The organism is Pseudomonas sp. NPDC087346 (genome assembly GCF_044744235.1).
In the GTDB taxonomy this organism is placed as follows: Bacteria; Pseudomonadota; Gammaproteobacteria; order Pseudomonadales; family Pseudomonadaceae; genus Aquipseudomonas.
This window is the reverse complement of the sequence record NZ_JBIUXX010000004.1, coordinates 124,256-147,585: the sequence shown is the minus strand read 5'-3', so window position 1 is coordinate 147,585 and position 23,330 is coordinate 124,256. Positions and strand designations below refer to the sequence as shown.

Genomic DNA, 23,330 nt, shown 5'->3' with positions numbered 1-23,330 from the left:
TCTTCCTACATCCCCCTCGCAATCACCTGCTGCAACCGGCAACGTCCTGCGTTATTTCTAGGTCCATCGCTGGACATAACAAGAACGAATTCCCCTTAGCAGGAGAGCAGCATGAAGCAGACGCAATACGTGGCCCGCGAGCCCGATGCGCAAGGTTTTATCGATTACCCCGCCGAAGAACACGCGGTGTGGAACACGCTGATCACTCGCCAGTTGAAAGTGATCGAGGGTCGGGCGTGCCAGGAATACCTGGACGGTATCGAAAAACTCGGTCTGCCCCACGACCGCATCCCGCAACTTGGCGAAATCAACAAGGTGCTCGGCGAAACCACCGGTTGGCAGGTCGCTCGCGTCCCGGCGCTGATTCCGTTTCAAACCTTCTTTGAGTTGCTCGCCAGCAAACGCTTCCCGGTGGCCACGTTCATTCGTACCCGCGAAGAGCTGGACTATCTGCAAGAGCCGGACATTTTCCACGAGATTTTTGGCCACTGCCCGCTGCTGACCAACCCTTGGTTTGCCGAATTCACCCACACCTACGGCAAGCTCGGCCTGCAAGCCACCAAGGAAGAACGCGTGTATCTGGCGCGGCTGTACTGGATGACCATCGAGTTTGGTCTGGTCGACACCCCGCAAGGCAAGCGCATCTACGGTGGCGGCATTCTGTCTTCGCCGAAAGAATCCGTTTACTCGCTGTCGGACGAGCCCGAGCATCAGCTCTTCGATCCGCTGGAAGCCATGCGCACGCCGTACCGCATCGACATCCTCCAGCCGCTGTACTTTGTTCTGCCGAACCTCAAGCGCCTGTTCGATGTGGCCCATGAAGACATCATGGCCATGGTCAGACAAGGCATGCAGTTGGGTCTGCATGCGCCGAAATTTCCGCCCAAGCCGAAAGCGGCCTGAGCAGAACCCGCTCGCGACTTGCGCGCAAAGATAGTAATTTCCAACAAGAATCGAATTCAGGAATACACCATGTCCACATTGAACCAAGCCCACTGCGAAGCCTGCCGCGCCGATGCCCCGCAAGTCAGCGACGAAGAACTGCCGATCCTGATCAAGCAGATCCCTGACTGGAACATCGAAGTTCGCGACAGCATCATGCAGCTGGAAAAAGTCTTCCTGTTCAAGAATTTCAAGCACGCACTGGCGTTCACCAACGCCGTTGGCGAGATCTCCGAAGCCGAAGGTCACCACCCGGGTCTGCTGACCGAGTGGGGCAAAGTCACCGTGACCTGGTGGAGCCACTCGATCAAAGGCCTGCACCGCAACGACTTCATCATGGCCGCGCGCACTGACGAAGTGGCCAAGACCGCAGAAGGACGCAAGTAATGCACTTCGACGCCATCGGCCGGGTACCCGGCGACCCGATCCTCGGCTTGATGGAGGCTTATGCGCAGGACACTAACCCGCGCAAATTCGACCTGGGCGTTGGCGTCTACAAGGACGCACAGGGCCTGACGTCGATCCCCGAGGCGGTAAAAATCGCCGAGGCGCGACTGGTTGAAAGCCAGGACACCAAGACCTACATCGGTGGCCACGGCAATCCGCTGTTCGGCAAGGTCATCAACGAACTGGTGCTGGGCGCCGACTCGAAACTGATCGCCGAACAACGCGCCGGCGCTACCCAGACGCCGGGCGGCACTGGCGCCCTGCGTCTGGCGGCCGACTTCATTGCCCAATGCCTGCCGGGCAAAGGCGTGTGGCTGAGCAATCCGACCTGGCCGATCCACGAAACCATTTTCGCCACGGCCGGGATCAAGGTCAGTCACTACCCGTACGTGGGCAGCGACAATCGCCTCGACGTCGAAGCGATGCTCGCCGTGCTCAACCAAGCGCCGAAAGGTGATGTGGTGCTGCTGCACGCCTGCTGCCACAACCCGACCGGTTTTGATCTGAGCCACGACGACTGGCAGCGCGTGCTGGATGTTGTCCGCCAGCGTGATCTGCTGCCGCTGATCGACTTTGCCTACCAGGGTTTTGGCGACGGTCTGGAGCAGGATGCGTGGTCGACCCGACTGTTCGCGGCTGAACTGCCGGAACTGCTGATCACTAGCTCTTGCTCGAAAAACTTCGGCCTGTATCGCGACCGTACCGGTGCGCTGATTGTCTGCGCGAAAACCGCTGACAAGCTGATCGACATCCGCAGCCAACTGGCCAACATCGCCCGCAACCTGTGGTCAACGCCACCGGATCACGGCGCCGCTGTTGTCGCCACCATCCTCGCCGACCCGGAGCTGAAACGCCGCTGGGCCGACGAAGTGGAAGCCATGCGTCAGCGCATCGCTCAGTTGCGCAGTGGTCTGGTTGAAGCGCTGGAGCCGCACGGTTTGCGTGAACGTTTTGCGCACATTGGTGAGCAACGCGGGATGTTCTCCTACACCGGCCTGTCGCCGGAACAACTGAAAAACCTGCGCGATCATCACGGCGTGTACATGGTCAGCTCGGGCCGGGCAAACGTCGCCGGCATCGATGCAACGCGCCTGGCGCTGCTGGCCGAAGCCATCGCCAACGTCTGCAAGTAACACCACAAAACCCTGTAGGAGCTGCCGAAGGCTGCGATCTTTTGATCTTGTTTTTAAAACAGAATCAAAAGATCGCAGCCTCCGGCAGCTCCTACATTTGCTTTGCGGTGATCTTTAGCTTTTTGCGCTCCCTGCGGCCTTTTGTCGCAATAATTCGAATTAAAAGTCTGATTGTCATTTTTCCTGCTGTATCCTGCGCAAGCTTTGTAAAAGCGCGGATCTACCAGATCTATCAACAGACTTAGCGAGGAGCGCAACCATGCACGAGATTCCTAATCTCCCCTTCCCAAGCCTGCACGAACCTGAGCAGACGACCACGCAACAAGCCGGCGCCCAACAGCCCGAGCCGAAAGAAGCCGCTGACAGCCGCCAGGCCGACCGCGACGAGTAACCTGCAACACCCCGCCGTACAGACCGTGTGGAAAGCGCTAAGATGCGCTTTCCACACTGCCTGAAACCGAGCCCGCCATGACCGACGAATTCTCCGAAAGCCAAGCTGCCGTACTGATCGGCGCCACCGAGAAAATGATCGAGATCTGGAACCGCCTCTCCCCCGAGAAACAGGCCGCCCTGCTCGCCCGCTTCGGCAGCGAAGAAAACGCCCTCGCCGCATTGGTCACCACCCAACTGGTCGCGCCGGCCAAGCCCTGAATTCGCCATCCAGCAAATAGTTTTACTTTTAACCTCCCCTGATTCACCCGCGCCGGTATCATAAGCAGCCTATCTAATCCTGCTTTTCCGTGGACCGTTGCCCATGTCGCCCTCTATGCCAGAATCCCAGCGCCCCCTGGCGGTCACGCTGCAAGTCGTTTCCATCGTCCTTTTCACCTTTATCGGTTACCTGAACATCGGCATTCCGCTCGCGGTGCTGCCGGGCTATGTCCACAGTGACCTCGGTTTCGGTGCGGTGATCGCCGGGCTAGTGATCAGCGTGCAATACCTCGCCACCCTGCTCAGCCGTCCGTATGCCGGCAAGATCATCGACAACAAGGGCAGCAAACTGGCGGTGATGTATGGCCTGGCCGGTTGCGGTTTGAGTGGCGTGTTCATGCTGATTTCGGCGTTCACCCAGAGCCTGCCGATGCTCAGCCTGATCAGCCTGTTGGTTGGCCGACTGGTGCTGGGCAGCGCAGAAAGTCTGGTCGGTTCCGGCTCGATCGGCTGGGGCATCGGCCGGGTCGGCGCGGCGAACACCGCCAAAGTGATTTCCTGGAACGGTATCGCCAGCTACGGCGCACTGGCCGTTGGCGCGCCATTGGGTGTGTTGCTGGTCAACCATCTGGGCTGTGGAGCATGGGCGTCAGCATTGTTCTGCTGGCGGTGCTGGGCCTGCTGCTGGCGTGGCCGAAAACCGCCGCGCCGATTGTGGTCGGTGAGCGCCTGCCATTCATGCACGTCCTCGGACGGGTATTCCCGCACGGCTGCGGGCTGGCGCTGGGCTCGATTGGTTTCGGCACCATCGCGACCTTCATCACTCTGTATTACGCCACGCAGCACTGGGAAAACGCCGTGCTCTGTCTGAGCCTGTTCGGTGCCAGCTTCATTGGTGCGCGGCTGTTGTTCGGCAATCTGATCAACCGACTCGGCGGCTTCCGTGTGGCGATTGCCTGCCTGTCGGTGGAAACCCTTGGCCTGTTGCTGTTGTGGCTGGCGCCGGATGCGCATTGGGCATTGGCCGGTGCGGCGCTCAGCGGTTTCGGTTTCTCGCTGGTGTTCCCGGCGCTGGGTGTCGAGGCAGTCAATCTGGTGCCAGCCTCCAGCCGTGGCGCGGCGGTCGGCGCCTATTCGCTGTTCATCGACTTGTCGCTGGGGATCACCGGGCCATTGGCCGGGGCGATTGCTGCCGGATTCGGTTTTGCCTCGATCTTTTTGTTTGCCGCCCTCGCCTCGTTGAGCGGTCTGGCGTTGAGCGTGTACCTCTACAAGCACACGGCGAAATACCGCGAAGCCTAGAAATCGACCTTGCCGCGCCCGGCCTTGATGCTGCCGCGCTTGGTCTTCGATTCGAGCCGACGCTTCTTTGAACCGAGGGTCGGTTTGGTCGGGCGACGTTTCTTTTCGACTTTGGTGGCGCTGAGAATCAGCTCGGTGAGGCGCTCCAGCGCATCGGCGCGATTGGCTTCCTGCGTGCGGTATTGCTGGGCCTTGATGATCAACACGCCATCGCTGGTGATCCGACTGTCTCGCAGCGCCAGCAGTCGCTCCTTGTAGAACTCGGGCAAGGACGAATTAGGAATGTCGAAGCGCAAATGCATCGCGCTCGACACCTTGTTGACGTTCTGCCCACCGGCGCCTTGCGCACGAATGGCCGTCAACTCGATCTCGGCATCCGGCAGATGCACGTTGTTGGAAATCACCAGCATGGAAAAGCGTCCGTATTCAAGTGCGCTCAGGATACCGCGATTAGCTGGAAAACAATCGCCTACCCCTGTACGCAACTTCTGGCGCCCGGCATTTCGAGTTACCATTCGCACCGAAAATTACCAGTTCAATGCAGGAAGCATAACCATGACCAATAAAGCAGTTATCGTTTTTAGTGGCGGCCAGGACTCAACAACCTGCTTGATCCATGCACTGACCCACTATGATGAAATACACTGCATCACGTTTGACTATGGTCAGCGTCATCGTGCAGAAATCGAAATTGCGCAGCAGCTTTCAAAAAAGCTTGGGGTGACAATCCACAAGGTACTCGACGTATCCTTGTTGAATGAACTGGCCATCAGCAGCCTGACACGCGACAACATCCCCGTCCCCACCGTTAACAGTTCCGGCGAAAGTCTGCCCAGTACTTTTGTGCCGGGTAGAAACATTCTGTTTTTGACCCTGGCGTCTATTTACGCGTATCAGGTGCAAGCGAAAACCGTCATTACCGGCGTTTGTGAAACAGACTTCTCCGGCTATCCGGATTGCCGTGATGAGTTCGTCAAGGCATTGAACAAAGCCCTCGAATTGGGCATGGACTACACACTACAGCTTGATACCCCGCTGATGTGGCTTAACAAGGCCGAGACCTGGGCCTTGGCCGACTACCACCATCAACTGGATTTGATTCGTCATCACACGTTGACCTGCTACAACGGCGTAACGGGCAGCGGATGCTCAAATTGCGACGCTTGTAATCTTCGTGCGAAAGGTCTCAATGACTTCCTGGAAAACAAGGAAAAAGTGATGACCAGTTTGAAAACCAAGCTGAACCTAAAGTAAACACCCGACAAAAACGCGCTCACTTGAACAGCTCAAGTGAGCGCTGGCGTCACCCCATCAAGCCTGATGACCCGTCAGATACTTCTTGAACAATGATCTTGCACCGTAGGCAGGCATGATATTAAAGAAGGCGAAGCCAACCTTTATCGCTATCTGGACGTAAATCATGCTGAGTATCGCGCTATTCTCCATCGTCCCATAGAAGGCGATGTAGCAAAAAAGAAAGCTGTCGATGATAACCGCAAACAATGTACTCAGAAATACTCGCAAGAAGAGAAACCTTGAGTTTGTAAGCTCTTTGATCTTGCACAACAAGTACGAGTTTATATTTTCGGACACCAGAAACGAAACCGAAGACGCCACCAGAACCGAAGACAGTTGGCTGATGACATCATTGTAAGGCCCATCGAGTTTCCAGCCGGGCAGCCCCGGAAGGTGCGTGGTAATAGCCAGAAGAATGATGATGGCCGCATTGCTTATGAAAGCGAAGAGTATCGCTCTTCGTGCCAGCCTGAGGCCGAAGGTCTCGTTCAGCAAGTCAACGATTAAAAAGGTCAGCGGATAAAGAAAGGTCCCCGGCGTTACAACGATATCCAGGTATTCCAGGTAGATCGGTTTTGTGGCAGCAATACTGGTGAAGATATAAAGCGTAAACAGCATCAGGTTCAGAATGATATAAATCATCCAGGAATTTTCATGGCGGTCGTTTATTTCGTAGGCCGTGAGCGCGCCACCCTGGGAGTAAAACTTCTTGTACAGGCTTTTCACTTCTATTTTATTCAGATTATCCATAATCTCGCTACTCAACACTTCACTTAACTTTATTTTAATTATTTTACCGGTAGCTATGACCATGATGATAGCCAGGCTTTTACCGTTTTCAAAACCCAACAACTTGTACTTGCTGTTTTCCATTTCAACGCTGCAATCCATTGAATCGTTCCTCGATTATATCCCCGACCACACAAAAACGATCTGCATCGACACCACCTTCACGGCTTATCGATAACTGTTTTGTGACCTTGTCGTACAGCAATTTTTCCCTGTCGTTGCTCGACGAACCTTTCTGCACGATCAATAGATCGCCTGGCTCATTCATACCACTGATTTCGCGCTCCAGAAGTACGCCGATCAGGTTAAAGGATGTGCCGAAATAGTAAGTCAATGGATAAAGCGTGGCCAACTCGCCAATTCTCTTGTCGAGATTCTGCACAAGCAGGCTTTCCTTAATGACGGGAACTGCCGCCGGGTTCATATTGCCCTGCGGAGAAACACTGCTCTCTATTATTTCCTTCTCTTCAAAATCGATGGTTTCTATTTCTTCATACGACACCCCGAAGAAGTCAGATATCTTGCGGACCGTAGAGTGCTGTACGTTGACCACCTTCCCTTCGAGAATGTTATAGATGGTCGTTCGGGTCAAACCACTGGAATTGCACAAAGACAGCTGGGTTTCCCCACGGCTCTTTATCAAGTATTTGATATTATTTTTCAGATTCTCCGATCTTTCTTTTCTGTGCATAAAATACTTACCATCCATTTTTAACTGCAATCAATGCCACGCCCCGAATGATCATTCCGGGCATATACAAGTGAGGTAGGTAATTGCAGTTCTATCCATATCAGTGCCGCGCGAGATCATAGCATCCTCCCTCCCTGGGATCGGTACAAAAGTCAGGAAACAAACAACGTTGAGTCCAGACCTGCAGGATCGCCTCACCCGTCTGTACTGACTCGTTAGTTTCTATCGCTCGCCTCTGTTGCGCCTGGAAAGCCATGCTGAGCGCTGTGCAGTTTTACACCCTTACCCGCCAAAAAAAGAATCAATTTATTTGAATAATGTTCATTTTTTTGATTAATTCTGTAGCGTTCCTCAGTGAAAAATCTATGATGCGTCGAGTAACCCCCCACCGCATTCCGGTTAACGGAGTAGCAGAACAGGGGTTGCCTGCACAGGCGTTGGTTTTGCGCGTACGGCCGCCAGAACACGGATTCGCCTGTATGGATTTGACAGATATGGACGTATGCACCTTCGCAAAACCAAGGAAGGCGCGCTGTTGTTCGCAGCGCGCAACAAAACAGGGAAGGAACACAAGCAATGGCAGTCATTACCGAACAGCTCAAGAACCAGACTGACTTGATACGACGTGGCATGACGGATCTTCGTATGCAAGACGCGGAGCTTGCAGCGATCCTGGACGCGGAGCTGACGCGCCAACACCGAACCTTGTCGCTGGTTTCCTCCTCCTGCGCCGCCCAGCCCCGAACCCTGGCGGCATCCGCTTCGATACTGGTCAACGTGACGGCTGAGGGGATGCCCGGCAGGCGCAACGCCGCGGGGTGCGAGAACGTCGACCTGGTCGAGTCGCTGGCCATCCGCAGAGCCAGGGAATTGTTCGGCGCCCAATACGCAAACGTGCAATCCCACTCGGCGTCGAACGCCATTTACCAGGTACTCACTGCCTTGCTTGAGCCTGGCGATACCCTCCTTGGAATGGCGGTCGAACACGGCGGTCATCTCACACATGGCAGCGCCGCTGCGTTCTCGGGCGCCTACTACAAGGCGATCCAGTACGGTACGACATCAGACGGCCTCATCGATTACGACAACGTGCGCAGACTGGCGCTCGCTCATCGCCCGCGCATCATCCTCTGCGGTGCGACGGCCTATTCGCGCGTCGTGGATTTCGAGCGCTTTCGCGAGATTGCCGATGAGGCCGGGGCCATCCTGCTGGCCGACATTTCCCATATCGCCGGACTTGTTGCCACGGGGCGACATCCAAGTCCCATCGACGCCGCACACGTGACGACGACCTGCACGCACAAGCAACTCACCGGACCGCGCGGAGGTTTGATCCTCTCGGGCCGTGACGCAAAAACCAAGGTGCCCGGACTGAGGACGACCTTCAATCGCGTCCTTGATCAAGCCGCTTTTCCTCGAATGCAAGGCGCACCCGCCGCCAACATGATCGCAGCAAAGGCCGCAGCGCTGGGCTACGCAATGTCCGCAGAGTTCGACGCCTGTATGGAACGGACTCGCAATGCGGCCGATGAAATGGCCAGCGCCTTTCAGGCATATGACTATGAGGTCGTGGGCGGGCGCAGTGAAAACCATACGGTTCTGGTCCGGTTACGTGGGGGCATCACCGGTCCCATCGCCGAGTCGGCGCTTGAGCAGTGCGGGATCATCGTGAACAGACATCGCGTCCCCGGCGAGACCCGATCCTCACTCATTGCCCATGGGCTGCGGATCGGCACGACCTCCATCGCGCAACGCCATGTAGATGCTGCGGGATGTCGCCTGGTCGTGGATTTGATATGCCGGATTCTCGAAAAAGTGACGCCGCTTGGCGAGCAGGATTACACCCTAGAACCGGCACTAAAAGAGCGGTTCCGCTTACAGGTCGAAGCGTTGTGCACCACTTACCCCATGGTCGACTACGCGTAGCGCCCCGGACTACAGAGTTTTCGCACACAAAAAACCCGGCACTCAGGCCGGGTTTGTTGTTTCTGCAGTAGCGCTTACTTCGTAGGCGCTGCCTGCAACGCGTGCTGGGCACTGCGCTTGTTCTTGATCACGTAGCAGACCCACATGAACACGACCCACACCGGAATCGCGTAAACGGAAATCTTGATGCCCGGGATCAGCAGCATCACGCCGAGAATGAACGCGACGAACGCCAGGCAGATGTAGTTGCCGTACGGGTACCACAGCGCCTTGAACAGCGGCGTTTGGTTAGTCTTGTTCATGTGCTGGCGGAACTTGAAGTGCGAGAAGCTGATCATCGCCCAGTTGATCACCAGCGTGGCAACCACCAGCGACATCAGCAGTTCCAGCGCGCTGTGCGGGATCAGGTAGTTCAGCAGCACGGCAATCAGCGTCACCGCTGCCGAGGCCAGAATCGAACGCACCGGCACACCGCGCTTGTCGATCTTCGCCAGACCTTTCGGCGCATCGCCCTGTTCGGCCATACCCAGCAGCATACGGCTGTTGCAGTAGGTGCCGCTGTTGTACACCGAGAGTGCCGCGGTCAGGACCACGAAGTTCAGAATGTGCGCAGCGGTGTTGCTGCCGAGCATCGAGAACACTTGCACGAACGGGCTACCGCTGTACGAATCGCCGGAGGCGTTCAGGGTTTCCAGCAAGCTGTCCCATGGGGTCAGCGACAGCAGGATCACCAGAGCACCGATGTAGAAAATCAGAATCCGGTAGATCACCTGGTTGATCGCTTTCGGGATCACGGTTTTCGGTTTGTCGGCTTCAGCGGCGGTGAAACCGAGCATTTCCAGACCGCCGAAGGAAAACATGATGATCGCCATGGCCATCACCAGTCCGCTGACGCCATTCGGGAAGAACCCGCCGTGCGCCCAAAGGTTGCTGACCGAGGCCTGCGGGCCACCGTTGCCGCTGACCAGCAGATAACTGCCGAGCGCGATCATGCCGACAATCGCCACGACCTTGATGATCGCGAACCAGAATTCGGCTTCACCGAAGACTTTGACGTTGGCCAGGTTGATCGCGTTGATCAGCACAAAGAAAGCGGCGGCCGAGACCCAGGTCGGAATATCCGGCGCCCAGTAGTGAATGTACTTGCCGACCGCAGTCAGCTCCGACATACCTACCAGAATGTACAGAATCCAGCAGTTCCAGCCCGACAGGAAGCCGGCAAAGCCGCCCCAGTACTTGTGCGCGAAATGGCTGAAGGAACCGGCCACCGGCTCTTCGACGATCATCTCGCCGAGCTGGCGCATGATCATGAAGGCGATGAAGCCGCAGATGGCGTAGCCGAGGATCATCGACGGGCCGGCGGATTTCAGGACCCCGGCCGAGCCGAGGAACAAACCGGTACCGATCGCGCCACCGAGGGCGATCAGTTGAATATGGCGATTTTTCAGGCCGCGATTCAGCTCGCCTGATTGCGAGTTTTGTCCACTCATGAAAAAGGTCTCACGCAAGGTTTGATGATGTTCAGTAGACGTTGCTGCAAGGTTGCGATTTCAGGCAGCCCCGATCAAACCCCAGCGCAGGCACCAGGAGTTCAGCTCAATTACAACGGTCATGCGTCACCTGTTTGTTTTTATCTGTGACGAAATCGAACCCGGCACGCTTATGACGCGACGGAGTGAACAAGGCGGATAGCCTTGAGGTTTGCGCGATTACGCAGAGGGTCACAGTTAAAACGCGGCGCATTGTACACCGCTAACCCCCTGCTGCCAGACATCACTGGATCAGCGTTGTCGGTGGCCGGGATTGCGTGTGTCCGCCACGAGATGCTCGGGCGGCTGCAAAAATTGAGTCAGGCCTTTGCAGGCCATCGACGGGGACGATGGAAAAACCGCCCCACGGAGAGAGATGGAGATCAGTCACGGCGTTCATTGCGCCTCCTTCTTGTTATGCACCTGCACGACAGGCATGAGGCGCATCTCACCCTTCAAACGTGTCTGAAACAAGCGCGCCAGAGCCTTGCGCAGGGCCCGGCCGGCCTGGCCTCGGCAGCTTTTCCTTACACCGCCGAAACCGAGGGCAATTCACTAGGCTTTACCCGGCTTTTCGTAAACCTTTCTTTACGATGCGTAACGTAAATTTTCCACTTCAGAAAATTCCGTAGGACGTCTGCAAATTGACGGTAGCAAGCTTGCTATCGAAAACTCACCGGTAGTTTTTTGTTTTTAAATAAGAAAATTCAAACGCTAAAACAGAATAAAAAGTGCATTTAAAAATTAAATAAATAATTTTTTGCAATACAAAACTCTCTGAACTAGGTTCTTCACGTCTCGCCGGCCGCCTCGACCGGCAAGTCATAACCGTGAAAGTCATCTAGGAGATCGACCCATGCAAGCACTGGAAAAAGACTTGGATAGCGAACTGCAACTGGACGAATGGTTTGAAGCACCGACTCATGAGGCAGCAGTGGAAATGATGCAAGCCGACGCGGTCGTTCCGTTCGGCACGGCGATGTGGCCTCTGTAAGACATCCCCGGGCGGGCACGATCCGGCCGGTCGTGCCCGCCGCTTTTTTCTCGGTCAGTCAGGGAGGACTCATGGATAAGCCCCGCGCGATCTCGCATTTCCTTTACTACCTCGAACATCACCCAGCCCTGGCCGGTATCGAATCAGCCAAGGTTTTGCTCGGCCACACCGCCGACTATGAGGCACTGACCGGCGCCATCGCCGAGCAGGCCGGCGACCATCCGCGTTTTCAGTTCAGCAGCCGACGCCTGGATCTGGAAAGCACCGCAACGCTGACCTCGGCGATTACCGACAGCGACCTGTACATTTTCTTCTACGACTCTTCCACCCTGCCCAACCCGCGCCCCGACGGGCCGGAGTTCGTCCGTGCCTTGCAAGGCGTGATGGCGGAAAACTGGAAGAAGTCGCTACTGTTCAAGGATTACGGCGATTATTTCTACGACACCTTCAGCGTAACGCCGCAGCGGATTGCCGGGCTCAACGCGCATCTGATCCAGCGCATGTCCCAGGCCACCACGTTGAGCTTCACCGATGATCACGGCTCGCGGTTTGAAACGCCGATGAGCAGCATCAAGAAGTGGACTGACATCAACGGTGTCGGCAACTTCGACCTGGCGCCCGGCGAAATCGCCACCCACAGCGAAGCCATCAATGGTCATGTGAAATTCAAGGGCACGTTCCTCAGCACCATTCCGTTTGCGCGCAAGTACGGCGTGCTGGAGTCACCACTGGAACTGTGGATCGAGAACTCGACCATCAGTCGCATCGCCACCGATGTACCGGGGCTGGAGCACGACTTCAACAAGTACCTGGAGGCGAACCCGTCGAATCGGCGGATTGAAGAACTGGGGATTGGCACCAACGAAGGCGTGAAGGACCTGTATGCGCGCAATGCCGGGTTCGAAGAGCGCCATTGCGGCCTGCACCTGGGGCTCGGCGGTGGGGCCAAGGGCAGTCATCATCTGGATTTGATCTTCTCTGGCGGGGTGTTGGCGCTGGATGACAAGCCAGTGTTTGATGGGCGGTTTGTGCTCTGAGCCACTGGCCCCATCGCGAGCAGGCTCACTCCTACAATTTGAAATGCGATCCCTTGTAGGAGTGAGCCTGCTCGCGATAGCAGTCTCTCAGGCACCAAAAATTTTTTACCAGACGAAAAAAAACGCCAACCCTGAGGTTGGCGTTTTTCATTCAGACGCTAAAGCCGATCACTCAGGCTTGCGACGCCCGAAGCCCGGACGCTGGCCGGAGCCCGACGGTGCGCCACGGCGATTGCCCGATGGCTTGTCGCCGTCGACCAGTTTGATCCCCGGACGCTTCGGCGCAGGTTTCGCTGGACGCTTGCCGTTAGTGTCAGCAGGACGATCCGCAACCGGCGTACCGCGACCGGCTGGAGCACCACGGCCTTCGCCGCGCTCGGTGCGACCGTTGGCCGGACGTGGAGTGCGTGGACCGCGCTCGCCATCCGGACGTGCCGATGGCTTACGACCTGGACGCTCGCCTTCGATCTGCGGCTCACGGCTTGGACGCGGGCCGGCGGATGGACCACCCGCGGCTGGACGCAGGGTACGCACGCGCTCGGTCTTGGCCATTGGCCGCGACGATTTACGCTGCATGCGCTCAAGCTTGTCTTTGCTCTTGGCGTTCAGTTGCGGCATGGCCACTGGGGTCAGGCCAACTTCAGCACTGAGGATGTCGACTTCGTACTGGCTCATTTCGCGCCAGCGGCCCATCGGCAGGTCGGAGTTGAGGAACACCGGACCGAAACGCACGCGCTTCAGACGGCTGACCACCAGACCTTGCGATTCCCACAGACGACGAACCTCACGGTTACGACCTTCCATCACCACGCAGTGATACCAGTGGTTGAAGCCTTCGCCACCCGGAGCCTGCTTGATGTCGGTGAACTTGGCCGGGCCGTCTTCCAGCACCACGCCGGCCTTCAGACGTTCGATCATCTCGTCATCGACTTCACCGCGTACACGCACGGCGTACTCACGGTCCATCTCGTAGGACGGGTGCATCAGACGGTTGGCCAGTTCACCGTCGGTGGTGAACATCAGCAAACCGGTGGTGTTGATGTCGAGACGACCGATGTTGATCCAGCGGCCTTCTTTCGGACGCGGCAGCTTGTCGAACACGGTCGGACGGCCTTCAGGGTCGTCACGGGTGCAGATCTCGCCATCGGGCTTGTTGTACATGATCACGCGGCGAACCGACTCGGCAGCTTCTTCGCGCTTGATGACCTTGCCATCAATGGTGATTGCGTCGTGCATGTCGACACGCAGGCCGAGGGTGGCGTCTTTGCCATTGACCTTGATGCGGCCCTGGCTGATCCAGGATTCCACGTCACGGCGCGAGCCGACGCCGATGCGGGCGAGGACTTTCTGCAGCTTTTCGCCTGCTGGGCCGATTTCCTGGTCGTCTTTCTGAATGATGTCGCTCATCTGGGCACCTCCCGGTGTGGTCTGTTCAGGCGGCGCCTGAAGCTATAAAAACTGTGTTTTCGGGCGAAGGATCGCCGAAGGGTCGCGAATCATACGCTCATGTGCACGTTCGCGCATCAGAGACTAGCTGATGGGGGCAAGCTTATTTTTTCCGCCGACCAGTGGCGCCGAGCTTGATCAGGCGCATCGCTGCCTCCGCCAGCACGGTGCGCTTGTCGTCCTTGTCGAGTTTCTTCCAGGCGCGGATCTCGCGTTTGCTGCGGCCACAGCCGATGCAGATGTCATCGCTGAACTTGCAGAGGCTGATGCAGGGGTCTTTTGTGGAACTCATCTAATACTCCAGAAACCCAAATCGTCCTTGTGGGAGCTAGCCTGCTAGCGATGGCGGAGGTTCAGTCATCCTGATGCTGAATATCTGACCGCTATCGCCAGCAGGCTGGCTCCCACAGGGGGTCATCTGTGTTCATGAGACCGTACTCAGTCGTCGAACTCGCGGCGTTCGGCTTCGATGGCTTCGGCCAGTGCGCGGGCCTCGGCTTCTTCTTCGGTTTCTTCGGTTTCAGGTGCGGACTGTTCGAGGGCCGCGACGGCGGCCAGGAGTTTTTCCCGAGCTTCGGCGACACCGAGCACGTCATCTTCTAATTCAGGTTCGGGCTCAGGCTCAGGCGCAATTTCAGGCAGCGGCGCTTCGATTGCCGGCGACTCACCGTCCGCCACATCACGCAGCAGATCGTCGAAGTCGGTCTTGATCCCCTCCTCCATGCTGTCCAGTTCCAGCAACAGCGTATGGAAACTGGTCTCGTCCTTGGGCTCTTCCGGCTCGGCGCTGGCGTCGGCCAGTTCTTGCAGGCTGGCCGGCACCGGGGCGTCGTCGAAGTCGAGCACCGGGTCGGTTTCCATCTCGCGCAGTTCGGCGAGCGGCGGCAGGTCGTCGAGGTTTTTCAGGTTGAAGTGGTCGAGAAACGCCTTGGTGGTGGCGAACATCGCCGGTTTGCCCGGCACGTCGCGGTAACCGACGATGCGAATCCACTCACGCTCGATCAGGGTTTTGACGATGTTGCTGTTGACCGCCACGCCCCGCACGTCTTCGATCTCGCCACGAGTGATCGGCTGGCGATAGGCGATCAGCGCGATGGTTTCCAGCAATGCCCGGGAATAACGCTGCGGACGTTCTTCCCACAGTCGGCCAACCCACGGCGAAAACTTTTCGCGGATCTGCAAGCGATAGCCCGAGGCGACTTCCTTGAGCTCGAACGCCCGGCCGTCGCAGGACTTGGCCAGCAACGTCAAAGCCTTCTTGAAAACCGGCGGCTCCGGCCGTTCGCCTTCTTCGAACAGTTCAAACAGGCGCTCAAGGGATTGCGGTTTTCCCGAGGCCAACAGAAAGGCTTCAAGCAGGGGCGCCAGCTCGCGGGGTTCAGTCAGGTTCATGTTTCGACTCGTTATTCGGCTCGGGCTCGCACGTGGATCGCAGCGAACGGCTCATTCTGCACCAGCTCGACCAAGGATTCCTTGACCAGCTCAAGGATTGCCATAAAGGTCACCACCACGCCGAGCCTGCCTTCCTCGGCGGTGAACAGCTCGACGAACGGCACAAAACCGCCGCCCTTGAGCCGCTCCAGCACATCACTCATGCGCTCGCGGGTCGACAGTGCCTCGCGGCTGACCTGATGGCTTTCGAACATATCGCCACGGCGCAACACCTCGGCCATGGACATCAAAATCTCTTCCAGCGCGACATCGGGCAACAGCTTGCGCGCCCGCGCTTCCGGGGCATCTAGCTTGGGCACCACAACGTCGCGGCCAACCCGCGTCAGGCCATCGATGCCTTCGGCGGCAGCCTTGAAGCGCTCGTATTCCTGCAAGCGGCGGATCAGCTCGGCACGCGGGTCGTCTTCTTCGTCTTCGACGGTTTCGGCCCGAGGCAGGAGCATCCGCGACTTGATCTCGGCCAGCATCGCGGCCATCACCAGATACTCGGCGGCCAGCTCGAGGCGCACCGATTGCATCAACTCGACATACCCCATGTACTGGCGAGTGATTTCCGCCACCGGGATGTCGAGGATGTTGATGTTCTGTTTGCGGATCAGGTACAGCAGCAGGTCGAGCGGGCCTTCAAAGGCTTCAAGGAAGACCTCCAGCGCATCCGGCGGGATGTACAGGTCGAGCGGCATTTCCATGACTGCCTGGCCATAGACCATGGCAAACGGCAGTTCCTGCTGGGCGCCAGCCTGGGGATCGACAACGGTTTCCACTGCCGACATTCAGGCCTCGACCATGAACGGGGTCGGATCGCCGCAACCGACGCGGACTACTTCCGGGTCTTCGCCGGTCAGATCAATCACGGTGGAGGCTTTGATGCCGCCGAAACCGCCGTCGATGATCAAGTCCACTTGATGCTCAAGCAACTGCCGCATTTCGTACGGATCGCTGAGCGGGTCTTCATCGCCGGGCATGATCAGGGTCACGCTCATCAGCGGCTCGCCCAGTTCGGCCAGCAACGCCAGCGCAATCGGATGGCTGGGCACGCGCAGCCCGATGGTGCGCTTCTTCGGATGCAGCAACAGCCGTGGCACTTCACGGGTGGCGTTGAGAATGAAGGTGTAAGGCCCCGGCAGATGCGCCTTGAGAATACGGAACGTGCCGGTGTCGATCTTGGCGTAGTTACCCAGTTGCGACAGGTCGCTGCAGATCAACGCGAAGTTGTGCTTTTCATCGAGCTGACGCAGGCGCCGAACGCGCTCGATGGCGGTCTTGTCGCCGATCTGGCAACCAATCGCGTAGGAGGAGTCCGTGGGATAAATCACCACCCCGCCCTTGCGGATGATCTCGACCGCCTGTTTGATCAGGCGCGCTTGCGGGTTTTCCGGATGTATCTGGAAAAATTGACTCACATTTTCTACCTGTTCAGACGGCGGCAATATCTGTGTCATGTTTGAACCGACACCACAGGGGCGGCAGGTCCTCAGGGAGCGGCCGGTACTGGCCAATCTCCGACCAGCCTCCAGGGCCATGAAAATCACTGCCGGCGCTGACCAGCAGACCGAACTCACGGGCAAGGATTGCCAGGCTGCCCACCTGTTCCGCAGGCTGAAAGCCATTGACCACTTCGATCGCATGCCCGCCCGCTTGAATATAGTCGCCAATCAGCTTTCGGCGCTTGCTGCGGGTGAAATCGTAGTGCCATGGATGCGCCAGACTGACCCAGGCTCCAGCGGCGCGCAGTGTGCCGACGGTGTCTTCGAGGGTCGGCCAATGCTGCTTGACGTCACCCAGCTTGCCGGCGCCGAGCCATTTGCGGAAGGCCTCGGCGCGATCCTTTACAAAACCTTCACGCACCATCCAGTCGGCGAAGTGCGGACGGGCCGGCGCATTGCCGCTGTCGCCCAGCTCTTGCTGGATCTGCCGGGCACCTTCGAGGGCGCCGGGCATGCCTTTGAGCGCAAGCTTGCGGCTTATTTCTTCCGACCGCAGCCATCGGCCATCGTGCAATCTGGCGATGGCCTCGACCAACGGTGCGGCGTTGACGTCGAAACCGTAGCCCAGTACATGAATGGTCGCCCCGCCCCAGGTGCAGGACAATTCGACGCCGTTGACCAGTTGCATCCCCAGTTCGATGGCGGTTGCTCGCGCTTCGGCGAGGCCTTCGAGGGTGTCGTGGTCGGTCAGGGCCAAGACTCGCACGCCGTTCTCGAACGCACGCGCAACCAGTACCGCAGGCGCAAGAGCGCCATCGGAGGCCGTGCTATGGCAGTGCAAATCAACATTCACGGAGATATGTAACCTCAAATCAGCTGGCGCTATCGCGCGCCCGTATGTTTGTTATTATGCCGCCACATCCAGCTTCTGGCTCTCACTGTGAAACAATTCATCGATTTCATTCCGCTTCTGCTGTTTTTCATTGTTTACAAACTTGATCCACGGGTCGTCGACATTGCCGGCCATGAAGTGACTGTAGGCGGTATTTACAGCGCCACTGCCATGCTGATCATCAGCTCGCTGGTGGTGTACGGCGCACTGTTCATCAAGCAGCGCAGGCTGGAAAAGAGCCAATGGCTGACTTTGGTCGCCTGCCTTGTGTTCGGCAGCCTGACTCTGGCCTTCCACAGCGAGACCTTTCTGAAATGGAAAGCCCCGGTGGTCAACTGGCTGTTCGCACTGGCCTTCATCGGCAGCCACTTCATCGGTGATCGCCTGCTGATCAAACGCATCATGGGCCACGCACTGACTCTGCCGGACCCGGTCTGGACGCGTCTGAACATCGCCTGGATCGGCTTTTTCCTGTTCTGCGGTGCCGCCAACCTGTTCGTTGCCTTTACCTTCCAGAGCATCTGGGTGGACTTCAAGGTGTTCGGCAGCCTGGGCATGACCGTGCTGTTCCTAGTCGCACAGGGCATTTACCTGTCCCGTCACCTGCATGACACCGATACCACAACACCAAAAACCGAGGACTGACATGCTCTACGCAATCATTGCCACCGACGTCGCCAACTCTCTGGACGCCCGCCTGGCCGCCCGGCCTGCCCACCTTGAGCGCCTGCAAGCACTCAAGGGCGAAGGCCGCATCGTATTGGCCGGCCCACACCCGGCCGTCGACAGCAATGATCCGGGCGCTGCGGGTTTCACCGGCAGCCTGATCGTCGCCGAGTTCGACTCGCTGAGCGCAGCGCAAGCCTGGGCCGATGCCGATCCGTATATCGCCGCGGGTGTGTACGCCAATGTACTCGTGAAGCCGTTCAAGCAAGTCCTGCCGTAAGCCTGAAACTCGGGCCGTACGGGATTTCTGACAAAGAGCTTTTCTGTGGCAGGCAGATTATGTGGTGAGGGGATTTATCCCCGTTGGGTTGCGCAGCAGCCCCAGAATCATTGAACGCGGTGTGCATGACACACCGCGCTTGAAGATTTACGACTGCTGCGCAGCCGAACGGGGATAAATCCCCTCGCCACAAAGTCATCTACACCACAGAATCATCTGCGCCACAAACAAGTCTGCTCCCCTGCACTGAACCTTCCTGGTTCTTGCTGCTCTCAATCGCTCATTATTCTCGTTTGCCTGCCGACAACCTGCCCAATATCCATTTGGAAGCAGGTGTCGCGATGCGCAAGGGTCCGTTGTGTCTGATGTTGGTCACGTTGTCGATCATGGCGCCCGCCCATGGTGAAGAAAGCACCGAAGGCGGCAATTCCACGCCATTGTCCTTGAGTGCCGGCAGCCAGATCACCGAGTTGCAGCAACGCCTGAAGGCCAGCGAGCAGCAACGGGAAGAATTGAACAAACAACTGCAAAATGCCGACAACGAACGCGAAAGCGCTCAGCTCGCCCGGCTGCGCCAGGAGAACCAGCGTCTGAAGCTGCAACTCAAGGAAGCCCAGGCCAGCCCGCTCCCGCGTTTGCTGACCGATCAGCAGCAATGGTTCGTCACTGGCGCCGGAGTTGCGCTATTGGCCCTGCTCTGCGGTATCTTTGCCAGTGGAGCAAGTCGAAAACGTCGACAATGGCTAAATTGAGTGAGTCATGAGCGAGCTGTTACTGATTGATGATGATGTGGAGCTCTGCGAGCTCCTGAGCAGTTGGCTGAGCCAGGAAGGCTTCCAGGTGCGCGCTTGCCACGACGGCCAGAGCGCCCGCAAGGCATTGGCTGAAGCGGCGCCCGCGGCCGTGGTGCTCGATGTGATGCTGCCCGACGGCAGCGGTCTGGAACTGCTCAAGCAATTGCGCAACGACCACCCTGACCTGCCGGTGCTGATGCTCTCGGCCCGGGGCGAGCCGCTGGATCGCATCCTCGGTCTGGAACTCGGCGCTGACGATTATCTGGCCAAACCCTGCGACCCGCGTGAACTCACCGCCCGCCTGCGCGCGGTATTGCGCCGTAGTCATCCGGCAGCGGCATCGACGCAGCTTGAACTGGGCGATCTGATTTTCAGCCCGGTGCGCGGCGTAGTCAGCATCGACGAAAAAGAATTGACCCTCACCGTCTCCGAAAGCCGCCTGCTCGAAGCGTTGCTCAAGCAACCGGGCGAGCCGCTCGACAAACAGGAACTGGCGCAGATCGCCCTCGGGCGCAAGCTGACCCTGTACGACCGAAGCCTCGACATGCACGTCAGCAACCTGCGCAAGAAGATCGGCCCCCACCCCGACGGCCGCCCACGCATCGTCGCCCTGCGCAGCCGCGGCTACTACTACAGCCTCTGAAACGCCCACGTCCCCTGTAGGAGCTGCGGCACGCTGCGATCTTTTGATCTTGCTTTAATAAACAAAATCAAAAGATCGCAGCGTGCCGCAGCTTTTACACAGGGCGAGTGTCAGGTTGGGCGCAAAACGTCTTTACCCAAGCTTTACGTACCGCTGACCGCCGCTGACCTTGATCTCCGTAATCTGAACTCATCCGGAACGTACCGGGAACGAGACAAGGAGATTCACCATGCGCAAGACTCTTATCGCTCTGATGTTCGCTGCCGCTCTGCCAACCGTCGCAATGGCCATGCCGCAAGATGGCGGCCCTATGGGTGGCCCGATGGACGGAGCGCGCCACGGCGGTCAGATGCAGGGCATGCACGGCAAAGGCCCGTACAGCCAGCTCGACCTGTCCCGCGAACAGCGCGAGCAGATCCGCAAGATCATGGGCGAGCAGATGCATGAGCGTCGCCAACTGGTCGACAAGTACCTGGAAAAACTCTCGCCGGCTGACCAGAAAGCCATGAAGGACGAGATGACCGCCAAGCACCAGAAAGCCCAGGCAGATGTGCGCGCAGTGCTGAAACCGGATCAACAGAAGAAATTCGACGAGATCCAGAAAAAACAGGCTGAGCGTCGCGCCGAATGGGCAGAGTTCAAAGCCTGGAAAGCGCAACAGCCGCAAAAAGCGCAATAATGCAGTAACCCCGAACCCGACGGCTAAACAGCGTCGGGTTTGCCTTTGTGGCGAGGGGATTTATCCCCGTTGGGTCGCGCAGCGGCCCCAAAACCTGCGATTGCGGAACATCAGAAATATCGCGTGCAATGGTTTTGCGGCTGCTTCGCAGTCGAGCGGGGATAAATCCCCTCGCCACAGGAGCCCATTCCTACATGGGGCTTTTGTGTTTGATTGAGGATTTTCTGTGCGTTCATTGTTCTGGCGTATTCTCGCGAGCTTCTGGCTGGCTATCGCTCTGGTGGCGGGATTATCGATTCTGCTCGGGCACATGCTCAATCAGGACGCGTGGATACTCAGCCGCCATCCGGGCCTCAACACCCTGGCCGCTGAATGGACGCAAACCTACGAAAGCCAGGGCGAAGATGCCGCCCAGGACATCCTCCAGCAACGTAAACGCCAATATCACATCGACGTCCAAGTGCTCAACGAAAGCGGCGACCCGGTGGTACGCGGCACATTCCCGCGCCGCGCAGCAGCGTTCGAAGCCCGCCAGAACAACGATGACCGCCGCCTGCCATGGCGACGCCTGACCGATGAGTTCACCAGCGATAAAACCGGTGACACCTATCTGTTCATCTTCCGCATCCCGCACCCGGAGCTCGACGCCTGGCACCGCGACAGCCTGCTTTGGCCGTTGAGTGCACTGGGTATCGCGTTGGTGGTGCTGACCTTGTTCAGCCTGCTGGTGACATTCTCCATCACCCGCCCACTCAGCCGTTTACGTGGCGCGGTGCATGATCTCGGGCAAACCACCTATCAGCAGAATAGCCTGGCGAAACTCGCTAACCGCCGCGACGAATTCGGTGTACTGGCCACCGACTTCAACCGTATGGGTGCGCGCCTGCAAAGCCTGATCGGCAGCCAGCGCCAATTATTGCGCGACGTGTCGCATGAACTGCGCTCGCCGCTGGCCCGTCTGCGCATCGCCCTCGCATTGGCAGAGCGCGCCAACCCCGAAGAACGGGAAAAACTCTGGCCACGCCTGACCCGCGAATGTGATCGGCTAGAAGCGTTGATCAGTGAAATTCTGGTGTTGGCGCGGGTCGACGCCGACAATGCCAGCGCCGAAGACGTGGACTTGAATGCACTGCTCGGCACGCTGCAAAAGGATGCGCAGCTTGGCTCGCCGGAGCAGACCGTGCGTCTCGACGTCGAACAACATCTGAACCTGACCGGCTGGCCGACGATGATCGAGCGCGCCGTCGATAACCTGCTGCGCAATGCGCAACGCTTCAACCCGGTCGGACAAGCGATCGAAATGCAGGCGGCACGTCAAGGTGAGCGCGTGGTGGTGAGCGTGCGCGACCATGGGCCGGGGGTTCAGGCCGAGCATTTGAGTCAGTTGGGCGAGCCGTTCTATCGGGCGCCGGGGCAGACGGCTGCGGGGCATGGTCTGGGGCTGGCGATTGCCCGGCGGGCGGCGGAGCGGCATGGCGGGACGCTGGTGCTGGCGAATCATCCCGAGGGTGGGTTTATTGCCAGTCTGGAATTGCCGCTTGTACCCGGCGCCGTCGTCCAGCCCTGAACCCCCTGAAGGAGTGAGCCTGCTCGCGATAGCGTCAGCACATTCAACATCAATGTGGCTGCACGAACGCAATCGCGAGCAGGCTCGCTCCTACAGTTGATTGGTGAGATCAGGCCTTCGCGGGCCAGGCGCTGACGAACTCGGTCAGATCAACCTTCTCCGCCACACGCGGTTCTTTCTGCGGCGTGCCGAGGTACAGGAACGCAATCACTTCCTCGCCCTCTGCCAGCCCCAAGCCCTTGGCCACAGTCGGCGAATAAGCCAGATCACCGGTGCGCCACACCGCGCCAATCCCCTGCGCATACGCCGCCAGCAAAATCCCGTGCGCCGCACAGCCAGCCGCCAGCAGTTGCTCGGCCTTCGGATATTTGAGGTGTTCCTGAAGTTTGGCGATCACCACAACCACCAACGGTGCTCGCAACGGGCCGTTACGCGCCTTGTCGATCATCGCTTCGGTGACTTCGCCGTCCTGCAGCTTCGCCGCTTCAGCGAGCAACTCACCCATCTGCTCACGCGCCGCGCCTTCGACGGTCAGAAAGCGATACGGCTGCAAATGCCCGTGATCCGGTGCACGCGTGGCCGCTGCAAACAGGACTTCGCGCTGTTCGGCGCTAGGGGCCGGGTCGATCAGTCGCGGAACGGAAACACGGTTGAGCAAAGCGTCGAGAGCCTGCATCGGCCACCTCCTGAAAAATTTGTGCGGCTATTCTAGCTGTATCTGCCATCAGCCTGCCGGTTTACATGCCC

The 23,330-nt window shown here is 58.2% G+C and carries 26 protein-coding genes and 1 pseudogene; 16 read left to right on the top strand and 11 right to left on the bottom strand.

From position 1 onward, the window contains the following. Nucleotides 1–111: 111 nt before the first annotated feature. The 6 genes and pseudogenes from phhA (at nucleotide 112) to ACIOZM_RS04290 (ending at nucleotide 4,475) form a co-directional block, all read left to right on the top strand. Nucleotides 112–903, top strand: a complete 792-nt coding sequence (gene phhA / locus ACIOZM_RS04315) for a phenylalanine 4-monooxygenase (RefSeq protein ID WP_401209813.1) — start codon at nucleotides 112–114, stop codon at nucleotides 901–903. Between the two features lie 69 nt (nucleotides 904–972). Then, nucleotides 973–1,329: a 4a-hydroxytetrahydrobiopterin dehydratase gene (locus ACIOZM_RS04310; RefSeq protein ID WP_003222798.1), complete on the top strand. Its 357-nt coding sequence runs from the start codon at nucleotides 973–975 to the stop codon at nucleotides 1,327–1,329. Then, nucleotides 1,329–2,522, top strand: coding sequence for an amino acid aminotransferase (locus ACIOZM_RS04305; protein ID WP_401209815.1), 1,194 nt, complete (start codon nucleotides 1,329–1,331; stop codon nucleotides 2,520–2,522). The genes ACIOZM_RS04310 and ACIOZM_RS04305 overlap by 1 nt, the downstream gene beginning before the upstream one ends. Nucleotides 2,523–2,781: 259 nt before the next feature. Then, nucleotides 2,782–2,913, top strand: a complete 132-nt coding sequence (locus tag ACIOZM_RS04300; protein ID WP_401209818.1) for a hypothetical protein — start codon at nucleotides 2,782–2,784, stop codon at nucleotides 2,911–2,913. Between the two features lie 77 nt (nucleotides 2,914–2,990). Further along, nucleotides 2,991–3,173 (top strand): hypothetical protein, encoded by a 183-nt coding sequence (locus tag ACIOZM_RS04295; protein ID WP_003222790.1) that lies wholly within the window; start codon nucleotides 2,991–2,993, stop codon nucleotides 3,171–3,173. Nucleotides 3,174–3,276: 103 nt separating this feature from the next. Further along, nucleotides 3,277–4,475 (top strand): annotated as a pseudogene (locus tag ACIOZM_RS04290) (MFS transporter). On the opposite strand, the gene arfB reads toward ACIOZM_RS04290, so the two are convergent. After that, on the bottom strand, nucleotides 4,472–4,885 hold the full coding sequence (gene arfB, locus ACIOZM_RS04285; RefSeq protein ID WP_401209821.1) for an alternative ribosome rescue aminoacyl-tRNA hydrolase ArfB: 414 nt from the start codon (nucleotides 4,883–4,885) through the stop codon (nucleotides 4,472–4,474). The pseudogene ACIOZM_RS04290 and the gene arfB sit on opposite strands and share 4 nt — an antisense overlap. A gap of 145 nt (nucleotides 4,886–5,030) precedes the next feature. On the opposite strand from arfB, the gene queC reads away from it, so the two are divergent. Further along, nucleotides 5,031–5,729 (top strand): 7-cyano-7-deazaguanine synthase QueC, encoded by a 699-nt coding sequence (gene queC, locus ACIOZM_RS04280; RefSeq protein WP_401209923.1) that lies wholly within the window; start codon nucleotides 5,031–5,033, stop codon nucleotides 5,727–5,729. 57 nt (nucleotides 5,730–5,786) lie between these two features. On the opposite strand, the gene ACIOZM_RS04275 is transcribed toward queC, so the two are convergent. Next, nucleotides 5,787–6,662 carry a queuosine precursor transporter gene (locus ACIOZM_RS04275; RefSeq protein ID WP_401209824.1) on the bottom strand — a complete coding sequence of 292 codons (876 nt, stop codon included), beginning with the start codon at nucleotides 6,660–6,662 and terminating at the stop codon, nucleotides 5,787–5,789. Continuing rightward, entirely contained in the window at nucleotides 6,646–7,251 is a 606-nt protein-coding gene (locus ACIOZM_RS04270; protein ID WP_401209827.1) for a helix-turn-helix transcriptional regulator, read from the bottom strand. Before ACIOZM_RS04270 ends, ACIOZM_RS04275 begins: the two co-directional genes overlap by 17 nt. A 576-nt stretch (nucleotides 7,252–7,827) precedes the next feature. Here ACIOZM_RS04270 and glyA point away from each other — a divergent pair. Continuing rightward, nucleotides 7,828–9,177, top strand: a complete 1,350-nt coding sequence (glyA, locus tag ACIOZM_RS04265; protein ID WP_401209830.1) for a serine hydroxymethyltransferase — start codon at nucleotides 7,828–7,830, stop codon at nucleotides 9,175–9,177. A 74-nt stretch (nucleotides 9,178–9,251) separates the two neighbouring features. Here the strand turns inward: glyA and ACIOZM_RS04260 are convergent, their stop codons facing one another. Further along, nucleotides 9,252–10,667 carry an amino acid permease gene (locus ACIOZM_RS04260; protein ID WP_401209833.1) on the bottom strand — a complete coding sequence of 472 codons (1,416 nt, stop codon included), beginning with the start codon at nucleotides 10,665–10,667 and terminating at the stop codon, nucleotides 9,252–9,254. Nucleotides 10,668–11,562: 895 nt separating this feature from the next. On the opposite strand from ACIOZM_RS04260, the gene ACIOZM_RS04255 reads away from it, so the two are divergent. Together ACIOZM_RS04255 and ACIOZM_RS04250 are read left to right on the top strand one after the other, a co-directional pair. Next, nucleotides 11,563–11,700 carry a hypothetical protein gene (locus tag ACIOZM_RS04255; protein WP_042558177.1) on the top strand — a complete coding sequence of 46 codons (138 nt, stop codon included), beginning with the start codon at nucleotides 11,563–11,565 and terminating at the stop codon, nucleotides 11,698–11,700. A 71-nt stretch (nucleotides 11,701–11,771) separates the two neighbouring features. Beyond that, nucleotides 11,772–12,737, top strand: a complete 966-nt coding sequence (locus tag ACIOZM_RS04250) for a leucyl aminopeptidase (protein ID WP_401209835.1) — start codon at nucleotides 11,772–11,774, stop codon at nucleotides 12,735–12,737. A gap of 168 nt (nucleotides 12,738–12,905) precedes the next feature. Here the strand turns inward: ACIOZM_RS04250 and rluB are convergent, their stop codons facing one another. The 6 genes from rluB to ACIOZM_RS04220 form a co-directional block, all read right to left on the bottom strand. After that, entirely contained in the window at nucleotides 12,906–14,144 is a 1,239-nt protein-coding gene (gene rluB, locus ACIOZM_RS04245; protein ID WP_401209837.1) for a 23S rRNA pseudouridine(2605) synthase RluB, read from the bottom strand. A gap of 142 nt (nucleotides 14,145–14,286) precedes the next feature. After that, complete coding sequence (locus ACIOZM_RS04240; RefSeq protein ID WP_401209840.1) at nucleotides 14,287–14,475, bottom strand: DUF1289 domain-containing protein; 189 nt, start codon at nucleotides 14,473–14,475, stop codon at nucleotides 14,287–14,289. 146 nt (nucleotides 14,476–14,621) lie between these two features. Beyond that, nucleotides 14,622–15,575 carry an SMC-Scp complex subunit ScpB gene (gene scpB / locus ACIOZM_RS04235; RefSeq protein WP_401209842.1) on the bottom strand — a complete coding sequence of 318 codons (954 nt, stop codon included), beginning with the start codon at nucleotides 15,573–15,575 and terminating at the stop codon, nucleotides 14,622–14,624. A gap of 11 nt (nucleotides 15,576–15,586) precedes the next feature. Continuing rightward, nucleotides 15,587–16,285: a segregation and condensation protein A gene (locus ACIOZM_RS04230; RefSeq protein WP_401209925.1), complete on the bottom strand. Its 699-nt coding sequence runs from the start codon at nucleotides 16,283–16,285 to the stop codon at nucleotides 15,587–15,589. 123 nt (nucleotides 16,286–16,408) lie between these two features. Next, nucleotides 16,409–17,038: an L-threonylcarbamoyladenylate synthase gene (locus ACIOZM_RS04225; RefSeq protein WP_401209844.1), complete on the bottom strand. Its 630-nt coding sequence runs from the start codon at nucleotides 17,036–17,038 to the stop codon at nucleotides 16,409–16,411. A 13-nt stretch (nucleotides 17,039–17,051) separates the two neighbouring features. Next, nucleotides 17,052–17,915 carry a PHP domain-containing protein gene (locus ACIOZM_RS04220; protein ID WP_401209846.1) on the bottom strand — a complete coding sequence of 288 codons (864 nt, stop codon included), beginning with the start codon at nucleotides 17,913–17,915 and terminating at the stop codon, nucleotides 17,052–17,054. 87 nt (nucleotides 17,916–18,002) lie between these two features. Here ACIOZM_RS04220 and ACIOZM_RS04215 point away from each other — a divergent pair, with 87 nt between their 5' ends. The 6 genes from ACIOZM_RS04215 (at nucleotide 18,003) to ACIOZM_RS04190 (ending at nucleotide 22,583) form a co-directional block, all read left to right on the top strand. Then, nucleotides 18,003–18,599: a septation protein A gene (locus ACIOZM_RS04215; RefSeq protein ID WP_401209848.1), complete on the top strand. Its 597-nt coding sequence runs from the start codon at nucleotides 18,003–18,005 to the stop codon at nucleotides 18,597–18,599. 1 nt (nucleotide 18,600) lies between these two features. Next, nucleotides 18,601–18,900 carry a YciI family protein gene (locus tag ACIOZM_RS04210; RefSeq protein ID WP_401209850.1) on the top strand — a complete coding sequence of 100 codons (300 nt, stop codon included), beginning with the start codon at nucleotides 18,601–18,603 and terminating at the stop codon, nucleotides 18,898–18,900. 341 nt (nucleotides 18,901–19,241) lie between these two features. Then, nucleotides 19,242–19,652 carry a translation initiation factor 2 gene (locus tag ACIOZM_RS04205; RefSeq protein ID WP_401209853.1) on the top strand — a complete coding sequence of 137 codons (411 nt, stop codon included), beginning with the start codon at nucleotides 19,242–19,244 and terminating at the stop codon, nucleotides 19,650–19,652. A 7-nt stretch (nucleotides 19,653–19,659) separates the two neighbouring features. After that, nucleotides 19,660–20,337 (top strand): response regulator transcription factor, encoded by a 678-nt coding sequence (locus ACIOZM_RS04200; RefSeq protein ID WP_401209855.1) that lies wholly within the window; start codon nucleotides 19,660–19,662, stop codon nucleotides 20,335–20,337. Between the two features lie 229 nt (nucleotides 20,338–20,566). Further along, complete coding sequence (locus ACIOZM_RS04195; protein WP_401209858.1) at nucleotides 20,567–21,016, top strand: LTXXQ domain protein; 450 nt, start codon at nucleotides 20,567–20,569, stop codon at nucleotides 21,014–21,016. Between the two features lie 226 nt (nucleotides 21,017–21,242). Beyond that, nucleotides 21,243–22,583, top strand: a complete 1,341-nt coding sequence (locus ACIOZM_RS04190) for a sensor histidine kinase (RefSeq protein WP_401209861.1) — start codon at nucleotides 21,243–21,245, stop codon at nucleotides 22,581–22,583. A 109-nt stretch (nucleotides 22,584–22,692) separates the two neighbouring features. On the opposite strand, the gene ACIOZM_RS04185 is transcribed toward ACIOZM_RS04190, so the two are convergent. After that, the gene (locus ACIOZM_RS04185; protein WP_401209864.1) at nucleotides 22,693–23,259 is read right to left on the bottom strand and encodes a nitroreductase family protein; all 567 of its coding nucleotides are present in this window, start codon (nucleotides 23,257–23,259) and stop codon (nucleotides 22,693–22,695) included. Between the last annotated feature and the right edge of the window lie 71 nt (nucleotides 23,260–23,330).

Bases quoted from the DNA above. Each gene is read 5' to 3' on its own strand.
- phhA (WP_401209813.1), top strand. From the start codon at position 112: ATGAAGCAGACGCAATACGTGGCCCGCGAGCCCGATGCGCAAGGTTTT.
- rluB (WP_401209837.1), bottom strand. From the start codon at position 14,144: ATGAGCGACATCATTCAGAAAGACGACCAGGAAATCGGCCCAGCAGGC.
- ACIOZM_RS04260 (WP_401209833.1), bottom strand. From the start codon at position 10,667: ATGAGTGGACAAAACTCGCAATCAGGCGAGCTGAATCGCGGCCTGAAA.
- ACIOZM_RS04305 (WP_401209815.1), top strand. From the start codon at position 1,329: ATGCACTTCGACGCCATCGGCCGGGTACCCGGCGACCCGATCCTCGGC.
- scpB (WP_401209842.1), bottom strand. From the start codon at position 15,575: ATGAACCTGACTGAACCCCGCGAGCTGGCGCCCCTGCTTGAAGCCTTT.
- ACIOZM_RS04195 (WP_401209858.1), top strand. From the start codon at position 20,567: ATGCGCAAGACTCTTATCGCTCTGATGTTCGCTGCCGCTCTGCCAACC.
- ACIOZM_RS04250 (WP_401209835.1), top strand. From the start codon at position 11,772: ATGGATAAGCCCCGCGCGATCTCGCATTTCCTTTACTACCTCGAACAT.
- ACIOZM_RS04210 (WP_401209850.1), top strand. From the start codon at position 18,601: ATGCTCTACGCAATCATTGCCACCGACGTCGCCAACTCTCTGGACGCC.
- ACIOZM_RS04270 (WP_401209827.1), bottom strand. From the start codon at position 7,251: ATGCACAGAAAAGAAAGATCGGAGAATCTGAAAAATAATATCAAATAC.
- ACIOZM_RS04205 (WP_401209853.1), top strand. From the start codon at position 19,242: ATGCGCAAGGGTCCGTTGTGTCTGATGTTGGTCACGTTGTCGATCATG.
- ACIOZM_RS04275 (WP_401209824.1), bottom strand. From the start codon at position 6,662: ATGGATTGCAGCGTTGAAATGGAAAACAGCAAGTACAAGTTGTTGGGT.
- ACIOZM_RS04300 (WP_401209818.1), top strand. From the start codon at position 2,782: ATGCACGAGATTCCTAATCTCCCCTTCCCAAGCCTGCACGAACCTGAG.
- ACIOZM_RS04185 (WP_401209864.1), bottom strand. From the start codon at position 23,259: ATGCAGGCTCTCGACGCTTTGCTCAACCGTGTTTCCGTTCCGCGACTG.
- arfB (WP_401209821.1), bottom strand. From the start codon at position 4,885: ATGCTGGTGATTTCCAACAACGTGCATCTGCCGGATGCCGAGATCGAG.
- ACIOZM_RS04295 (WP_003222790.1), top strand. From the start codon at position 2,991: ATGACCGACGAATTCTCCGAAAGCCAAGCTGCCGTACTGATCGGCGCC.
- glyA (WP_401209830.1), top strand. From the start codon at position 7,828: ATGGCAGTCATTACCGAACAGCTCAAGAACCAGACTGACTTGATACGA.
- ACIOZM_RS04200 (WP_401209855.1), top strand. From the start codon at position 19,660: ATGAGCGAGCTGTTACTGATTGATGATGATGTGGAGCTCTGCGAGCTC.
- ACIOZM_RS04310 (WP_003222798.1), top strand. From the start codon at position 973: ATGTCCACATTGAACCAAGCCCACTGCGAAGCCTGCCGCGCCGATGCC.
- queC (WP_401209923.1), top strand. From the start codon at position 5,031: ATGACCAATAAAGCAGTTATCGTTTTTAGTGGCGGCCAGGACTCAACA.
- ACIOZM_RS04240 (WP_401209840.1), bottom strand. From the start codon at position 14,475: ATGAGTTCCACAAAAGACCCCTGCATCAGCCTCTGCAAGTTCAGCGAT.
- ACIOZM_RS04255 (WP_042558177.1), top strand. From the start codon at position 11,563: ATGCAAGCACTGGAAAAAGACTTGGATAGCGAACTGCAACTGGACGAA.